At 32.8% G+C, this 8,974-nt stretch carries 5 protein-coding genes and 1 pseudogene; all 6 read right to left on the bottom strand.

All coding sequences use genetic code 11. The features are described 5' to 3' along the window. Positions 1-86, bottom strand: a pseudogene (locus V5787_RS00960) (IS1595 family transposase); the annotation flags it as partial. Between the two features lie 121 nt (positions 87-207). Further along, positions 208-2,604, bottom strand: coding sequence for a glycoside hydrolase family 31 protein (locus V5787_RS00965; RefSeq protein ID WP_336891420.1), 2,397 nt, complete (start codon positions 2,602-2,604; stop codon positions 208-210). A gap of 159 nt (positions 2,605-2,763) precedes the next feature. Continuing rightward, positions 2,764-4,677 (bottom strand): 1,4-alpha-glucan branching protein GlgB, encoded by a 1,914-nt coding sequence (gene glgB / locus V5787_RS00970; protein WP_336891421.1) that lies wholly within the window; start codon positions 4,675-4,677, stop codon positions 2,764-2,766. 64 nt (positions 4,678-4,741) lie between these two features. Further along, on the bottom strand, positions 4,742-6,013 hold the full coding sequence (locus V5787_RS00975) for a glucose-1-phosphate adenylyltransferase (protein WP_336891424.1): 1,272 nt from the start codon (positions 6,011-6,013) through the stop codon (positions 4,742-4,744). A 6-nt stretch (positions 6,014-6,019) separates the two neighbouring features. Next, positions 6,020-7,435, bottom strand: a complete 1,416-nt coding sequence (locus V5787_RS00980; protein ID WP_336891422.1) for a glycogen synthase — start codon at positions 7,433-7,435, stop codon at positions 6,020-6,022. A 296-nt stretch (positions 7,436-7,731) separates the two neighbouring features. After that, positions 7,732-8,403, bottom strand: coding sequence for an energy transducer TonB (locus tag V5787_RS00985; RefSeq protein WP_336891423.1), 672 nt, complete (start codon positions 8,401-8,403; stop codon positions 7,732-7,734). Between the last annotated feature and the right edge of the window lie 571 nt (positions 8,404-8,974).

The following is an 8,974-nucleotide window of genomic DNA, read 5'->3' on the forward strand; positions in this document are numbered from 1 at the left end:
ATTTTGGCTAAATAAGCCTTACAAGCTTCATCATTTGGTAGTTCTTTTATAAAACTCAGTATATTTTGACCTTGAAAAACATCCATATCTGTTATAGTTAAGGACACTAAGATACAGAAACTAAATGACTAACTCAGTAAATTTTAATTGACTTTTTCTGAGCCATCTATTTCTAGATGGCTTTTTTATTGAGTAGATATTTTATAGTTATCCAATGAATTGAATATTTGTAAATTCTTTAGAAACGATTAAGGTTTTCTGTTTAAATTTAACATCTTCTAAAGAAACTTCTTCGTTGTCAATTTTGATAGATTTTACGTCAAAAGGCAAGCCAAATAAATTGATTTTAAAAGTGTCATAAGAAGTAATAAATTTCCCTTGTTTATGTTGTCTAAAAGTTAATTTATCTTTGGTGCCTATTACTTTAAATTGTGTTAAACTAAAACGACCCTTAGTGTAGTCATAACCGTCATTTGCATCTTCAAATAAGTCAGATTCCTCTTTCCCGTTTTTGTAATAAAGATCTAATGTTAATTCTGTTATCACCTTTTCTCCGACATATTGTTGAATAGGATATTTAGGAATCACTGCTCCAGCTTTAATAAAAATAGGCATCTGATGTAAATCAGCATCAACCCATAATTCCTTGCCTCCAGAAACAATTTCTTTTGTCCAGTTGTTGTACCATTCACCTCTTGGGATATACATTCTTCTTCCAGTAGCATTCGGTTCGTTAATCGGACAAATTAATATTTTATCACCACAGATAAATTCATCATTTCTATAATGTGTTTGACTGTCTTCTTGATCAAATAGTACCAGTGACTTTAACATTGGTTCTTTTTTTATTGAATATTTGAAGAATGAAGTGTATAAGTAAGGTAATAATTCGTATCGAATTTCAATAAATTTACGAACTACATTTGTAATTTCTTCATCAAATGCCCAAGGTTCTTGATCTCCATGATCTCCTGATGAGTGGGTTCTACAAAATGGGTGAAATGCTCCTAATTGTATCCATCTAGCGTACAATTCACCATCAGGTTGTTCAGCGAAACCGCCAATATCAGAGCCTGCAAATGAGAATCCACATAGAGCTAAACGTTGTGCTTGAATATTTGCAATTTGTAAATGTTCCCAAGTTGCTAAATTATCTCCCATCCAAGTAGAAGTGTAACGTTGTGTTCCTGAATAAGCAGAACGGGTAATTACAAAAGGACGTTTGGGATAATTAAATTTCTTTAAGCCATGGTAGGTTGCCCTAGCCATCTGCATTCCGTAAATATTGTGTGCCTTATTATGACTACATGGGTTTCCGTCGTAATCGTGTCTTACATCTGATGGGAATGATTTACCTGGAACGTCCATAACTGCAGGTTCGTTCATGTCATTCCACACTCCTTTTACTCCAATATCTTCAATAAGCACTTTAAACAAACCAGCCCACCATTCTCTTACTTCAGGTCTAGTAAAGTCTGGGAAATAACATTCACCAGGCCAAACTTTACCTTTCATATAAGGACCATCAGCTCGTTTACAAAAATAATCGTTGTCTAATCCTTCTTTAAAAACACTATATTCATTGTCAATTTTAATACCAGGATCAATAATAACAACTGTTTTAAATCCATCATCGGCTAATTCTTTTACCATTCTTTTGGGATCTGGGAAATAATTGTCGCTCCAAGTAAAACATCTAAACCCTTCCATATAATCAATGTCAAGATAAATCGCATCACAAGGGATTTTCAAATCTCTGAATTTTTTCGTGATTTCTTTTACGTTCGATTCGGGGTAGTAACTCCATTTACACTGATGGTATCCTAAAGCCCATAAAGGAGGTAACTCAGGTGTTCCAGTTAAGTCGGTATAACTTGTTACTACATCGATCATTTTTGGACCGTAGATAAAGTAATAATTCATTTCCCCTCCTTGTGCCCAGAAACTTGTAACATTTCTTCTTTCTTGACAAAAATCAAAAAAAGTTCTAAAAGTGTTATCAAAGAAAATTCCATAGGATTTCCCATTGTGTAAGCCTGTGTAAAATGGAATTGCTTTGTAAATAGGGTCTGTATTTTTTCCAAAAGCGTATGAATCAGTTGCCCAGTTTTCAAAACGTTTTCCTTTTAAATTACTGTGTTGTGGTTTGTCGCCCAAACCATAGTAACTTTCACTGTTTTGAGCAGTTTTACTCATCTTAACGATGTCGCCTCCAAGCTCATAACTTTCTTCCCAGTGGAATCCTTTTTCGTCTTCACAAATTATTGTATTGTCTAAAGCATCAAAGATAGATTTTCTTAAATCCGTTTTGTAAATGTGACAAATTAATTTTGAAGTAGTGACGATGTATTTATCATCGTCATCAGAAATTTCTAAATGATTGTAGCCTGTATTTGCGTCATTGGCGATTGCATAGGAAAAATCATTTTCAAATTTACCAACAGTTGTATATCTAAAACGCAATAAACTATCTCGAAGAACAGTAAGTTGAAGTATTACATTATTTGATGTAGAAAAATGTAGAACATCCACATCTTTTTTATAGCCCGTAATATTAGAAGGAAATTGGTCTCCTTTGTATTCTAATTGCGTATTTAAAATCATAATTACTAGTATTTAATAAGTCGTGAAGTTACTTAAAAAAATAAAATAAGTTGTTATTTAGAGACAAAATTAACATTGTTTTGTAATTGTATAAATTACAATTTCACTGCCTTTTGGAAGTGATGACCTTTAAATCAAAAAACCGTGAAATTGTAGCATTTATTTGGTGATTTTAAAGAAAATAATTCCTAAAGGAGGAAGTGTTATTTTGGCAGAATTTGATTTAAAGTTCCATGGTTCTTTACGTATTTTTATCTTTTTAGGATTTGAAATACCGCTACCTCCAAATTTTTCAGCGTCACTATTTAGTATTTCAACCAAATGTCCTGATTTATGAATACCTAATAGATGTTCTTTCCGAACGACAGGGGTGAAATTACAAACGATGATGATGTCATTTTTTTTATCATGTCCTTTTCTTATAAATGAAATAATGGAGTCCTCATGGTTTTCATAATTGATCCATTCGAAACCTTCTATACCAAAAGATTTCTCGTAAAGGGCAGGTGTGTTTTTGTAGATTTTATTTAAGTCTTTAACAAAATCTTTCATTTTAGCATGTTGTGGGTCTTTTAATAAGTTCCAATCCAAGCTGTTATCAAAAGACCATTCGTTTTCCTGTCCAAATTCGCTTCCCATAAACATTAGGTTTGCTCCTGGATGTGCATACATATAACCATATAACAAACGTAAATTGGCTAATTTTTGCCACTTATCTCCTGGCATTCTACCTAGGATTGAGTGTTTGCCATAAACGACTTCATCGTGAGAGAGTGGCAGCATAAAGTTTTCAGTAAAGGCATAGGCCAAACTAAAAGTGATTTTATTGTGATGGTACCTTCTATTGATAGGATCTTCGTTAAAATACTCTAAGGCATCATGCATCCATCCCATCATCCACTTCATTCCAAAGCCTAATCCACCCATGTTTTCGGGTTTTGTAACCATAGGAAATGCGGTAGATTCTTCGGCAATGGTTTGTACTCCTTCAAAACTAGCATACACTTCTGTATTAAAGTCTTTTAAGAATGAGATGGCATCAAGATTTTCCCTTCCACCATACATATTTGGTTCCCATTCACCGTCTTCACGTGAATAATCTAGGTATAACATTGATGCTACTGCATCCACTCTTAAGCCATCAATATGATATTTGTCCAACCAAAAAACAGCATTACTGATAAGAAAAGATTTAATTTCATTTCTTCCATAGTTAAAAATTAAACTTTTCCAATCTTGGTGGTAACCTTTTTTTCTGTCAGGGTGTTCATATAAATGTGACCCATCAAAGAAACCTAGACCGTGGTCATCTGAAGGAAAGTGAGAAGGTACCCAATCTAAAATAACTCCAATATCATTTAAGTGTAGTTGATCCACCAAAAACATAAAATCTTTAGGAGAACCAAATCTTGAAGTAGGTGCAAAATAACCTATGAGTTGGTATCCCCAAGAAGGGTCATATGGATATTCCATTATGGGCATAAACTCAACATGGGTAAATTCCATATACTTTAAATAGTTTACCAGTTTGTCTGCTAATTCAATATAAGTCAAAGGTCTGTTTTCTTCAACGTTATACATCCAAGAACCTAAATGAACTTCTAAAACAGCATAGGGTTTGTCTAGTCCATTTTTGTCTTTTCTGTAAGACATCCAATTTTTATCTTTCCATGTATAGTTTTCAATATCGTAGGCAATAGATGCTGTTCTTGGTGGCTGTTCACAGGAGAAAGCATAAGGGTCAGCTTTTTCTGTGATAATTCCGTCTTTATTACAGTGGATTTTATATTTATATTGAACACCCATTTTAAGTCCAGGAATAAAACCTTCCCAGATACCAGATTCATCCCATCTTACATTTAAAAGATGATCTCGTGAATTCCAAAAATTGAATTCACCAATCACATAAACATGATTGGCTGAAGGTGCCCAAACGGAAAAATAAATTCCCTCAATCCCATCTACTACGACTGGATGTGCTCCAAATTTCTCATATAATCGATAGTGTTTTCCTGCTTTGAATAAATTGATGTCAAATTCGGTAAATAGACTAAAAGCTTTTACATTATTCATAAATTCGGAATTTTTTAGAGTTAAACAGCAAGTTCAAAGGCATTGCTGTAGTGTGTTAATAAGTTTAAATTACGGTTCCATTGGCAATAATTGCTTTGTTTTTTATTACAACAATTCCGTCTTTAATACTGTATGTTTCTGTATCCGTATCTTCTAAGTGATCTCCTCCATTGATTCTTACGTCATCTCCGATACGGGCATTTTTATCAATAATACATCTGTTTATATAACAACGTTCACCGATGCCTATATAAGGTTTTTTCGTTTTTTTACACTGTTCTAAATCTTCAATACTCTGATAATTGTCTGACCCCATCACATAGGAGTTTGAGATAGTAGTACCAACTCCAATTCTACTTCGAATACCAACAATAGTACGTTCTATTCTACTAGCATTTATAATGCAGCCCTCAGCAATTAAAGTCCTTTCTAGCGTAGTTCCCATAATTTTTGATGGAGGAAGCATTCGAGCTCTTGTTAATATGCTTTTTGATTTGTCAAATAAATTAAATGCAGGAACAGGATCTGCTAGTCCTAAATTTGCATCAAAGAAAGAGGAAATAGTACCAATATCTGTCCAATAACCTTCATGCTGGTAACTTAGTACTTTTTGTTTGTCAATAGCTTGAGGAATAATTTCACCTCCGAAATCCATGGTAGTGTTGTCTTCTAATACTTTTATCAAAAAATCTCTACTAAACACATAGATCCCCATAGAAGCTAGGTAATTTCTATCTTCTTTTTTCATCTCATCAGTTACATCTGAAGTCCACTCTGGCAATAAGGAAGCATCTGGTTTTTCAATAAATGATTTGATGATGTTGTTTTCATCGGTTTTTAGAATCCCAAAGTCAGTTGCGTCTTTTGCAGTAACAGGTAATGTAGCGATTGTCACTTGAGCTTTGTTTGTTATGTGAAGTTTAATCATTTCTGTGAAATTCATTTGGTATAATTGATCTCCAGATAAAATCAATGCATATTCCCAATCATGATTTAGGAAATGATGCATAGATTGTCTTACTGCATCAGCTGTTCCTTGAAACCAATTAGAGTTCCCTGGAGTTTGTTCCGCAGCTAATACATCAACAAATCCATCATTAAAAAAACTAAAATTGTAAGTATTTTTAATATGTTTGTTAAGAGACGCAGAGTTGAATTGCGTCAATACAAACATTCTGTCAATTCCAGAATTGATACAGTTTGAAATGGGAATATCAACCAATCTATACTTTCCTGCAATTGGTACTGCTGGTTTTGAACGACTTGTAGTTAAGGGTTGTAGCCTGGACCCTTGTCCGCCCCCTAAAATGATTCCTAAGACCTTTTTTTTCATAATTGTGTATTAGATTAATTTGTTGTATAAATCAATATATTTATTTGCTGCATTACCCCACGAATGGTCTATTAGCATTATTTGTTTTCGGATCTTTTTAAATTTTGATTGGTCATTGTAAAGGTCTGATGCTCTTTGAATTGCTTCTACAGCTTCATCAACTTCGGTGTTGTCATGGCAAATACCAAAACCATTTTCTTCTGATATATCCACAATGGTATCTTTTAAGCCCCCAATGCTTCTAACAATAGGAATTGTTCCATATCGTAAAGAGTACATTTGATTTAAGCCACAGGGTTCTACCTTAGAGGGCATTACTAAATAATCTGCACCAGCATATATAATATGTGATAATGTTTCGTCGTAACCTATATAAGTGTTGTATTTTCCTTTATGAAGAGGTTTTATTTTATTTAAAGCTTTTTCAATTTCAGGGTCTCCAGAGCCTAGAACAAGTATGCTAGCGTTAAGATTCTTGTTTTTTAATATTTGATCGAAAATTTCAGGTAACAATTCAGCACCTTTTTCACCTACTAAACGGCCAATAAAAGCGAAAAGTGGATTTTTAGGGTCAAGGTTGAATTTTTTACATAAGAAAAGCTTGTTTTTTCGTTTTCCAGAAAGAGAATTCTGTTTGTTGAATTTTTTCAGAATCATAGGATCTGTTGCAGGGTTCCATACTTCAGTATCGATTCCGTTTAAAATCCCAATGGATTTTTCTTTCTCATTGTCCAATAGCCACTCCATACCATTTGCTGAACTTCTTAATTCTATTAAATAACTTGGGGATACAGTAGTAATAGCCCAAGCACATTTTACTGCTGCTGCTAAAGGGTTTATCATTTGATCCCATTCTAGCATTCCTGAATTTGATAAGTCGTATTCTGGAAAATAGTTTAGTTTGTCAAATGAAAATTGACCTTGGTATTGCGCATTGTGAATTGTTAGTATTGTAGGCGTTTTACGCAACGATTGGTACTTATGAGCATATAACATCATAAAAGGAATCAAACCTGTATGATAATCATGACAATGCACGATTTTTGGTTTGTCTTGGAATTGTACAATCCAATTTAATACGGCTTTTTGAAATGCCAAATAACGTTCTGTATCGTCATTATATCCATAGACATTATCCCTATCCATTAAGTCTGGTATTTTTACTAGATAAAGAGGATATCCTAACGTTTCGTTGTCTAAACTAAATACTTCAAAATCGTAGATTAAACTACCTAAGGAAACTGTGCCCTTATGATCTGATTTAAGCATGTTGTTTTGAGTGAATTTGGTTTTGTAATATGGCATTATTACAGCACTCTTTTTTCCTGCTTTATTTTGGTATTTTGGTAGTGCTCCGACTACGTCAGCAAGTCCTCCTACTTTTGCAATAGGGTAGCATTCAGCACTAATATGTATAATTTCCATTTATAGATATTTTTGATGTTTAAACTTACGTATTTTTTTTATAAAATTCTTTTTATGGCAAGCAATTTTTAGTTCATTGTGAAATTTTATTTTAATATTCTGATAGTTAATGTTTTCTATGTATTAAATTAAGAAGTTGATTGTTTTTAGTTGATTAAATACATGAAAAATCATGTATTTATCTAACAATTTTTATGGATGGTTTTGTGAAAACATGTTTTAATAATTTAGAGTGTTAAAAAATCAAAAGAGACTATTATATTGCGGTTTTTATCAAAAAAATAGTCTCTTAAATATTAAATGATTACTTCAAAAGTTATAGGTAAAGAATATCTTACCCTAACTGGGACTTTTCGTTGTTTTCCTGGAGTCATTTTAGGTAGAGAAAGAATCACTCTTTTGGCTTCGGCTTGAAGTCTAGGATGAGGAGCTCTTGCTTTTACTTCTGTAATATTACCATGTTCATTAATTGTGAACATTACATAAATTTTCTTTTTTCCTTCAGATAAACCGAGTTTATTAGCAATGTTGGAATCGAATTCATTATTGATATGTTGTCTTATTTTATCTGAGAAACAAGCTTTTTTATCTTCTTTATTACCTTTCTCACATCCGGGATATATTGGAACGTCTTCTATGATTGCAAATGGGATATCTTCTATGATTTCTTCATATTCTACCGCTTCGTTTATAAGATCAATGTCTATTGAAGTTATTACGGCTTCAGATTCGTCCGTCTCTGTTGATTCTATAATGGTTTCTATGATGTCTGAGATATCCTCCACTATCTTTATTGCTTCAATCAATTTAGGAGGAGGAGGTGGTGCCTGTTTGATTGGAGGTGGTTTCCGATGTGTGATAATCATTTCTTCCATTCGATCTGAGGAGAGATCAATAGTGCTAAAATTAGTAATTTCTTTTGTGGATGTTTTGTGCTCTATACCGATATATATGAAAAATAGAGCCAAAACCAATCCTATTAGCCAGAACAGTTGACTGTAGTTTTCTAATCTAGCACGTGGGTTTTTTTTAGTGTCCATAACGCTGAGATTTTAAATTTATTATATTCTTAATATACGATTTTTACTCGAGAAAACAGTAGTAAAATACTAAAAAGTATTAAATTAAATTACTGTAAATAACTTAGTGTATTGTCTGCCGATAAGCTAAGGTTTTTTGTCTTGTTGGCTAGCTTAATTATACTTGGGATATACGGTATAATTCGACAAATGATTGTGTTTTTGTGAAAAAATATTATGGAAAACAAGCAGTTAATTTGTTCTTGTTTTTTTTGCTATAGCAACGAGAAAGGTTTTGTTTTTAAATTCTCAGTTACCATTGTATTAACTAAGAACCAGTAGTTCTTTAATTAATATATTTTTTTGTATCTTTATTTATGGAAAAAACAGACTTACGAAGCGTGTCCGATCAAGAAAGAGAAATTATACGAAGGGATGCCATAAAAATGATAAATCGAGGAGATAAGAAAAAGGACATAGCAATGTTTTACGGTGTTCATGTAAATACTGTTAGGGATTG

Source organism: Flavicella sp. (assembly GCF_037132785.1).
Taxonomy (GTDB): domain Bacteria; phylum Bacteroidota; class Bacteroidia; order Flavobacteriales; family Flavobacteriaceae; genus Flavicella.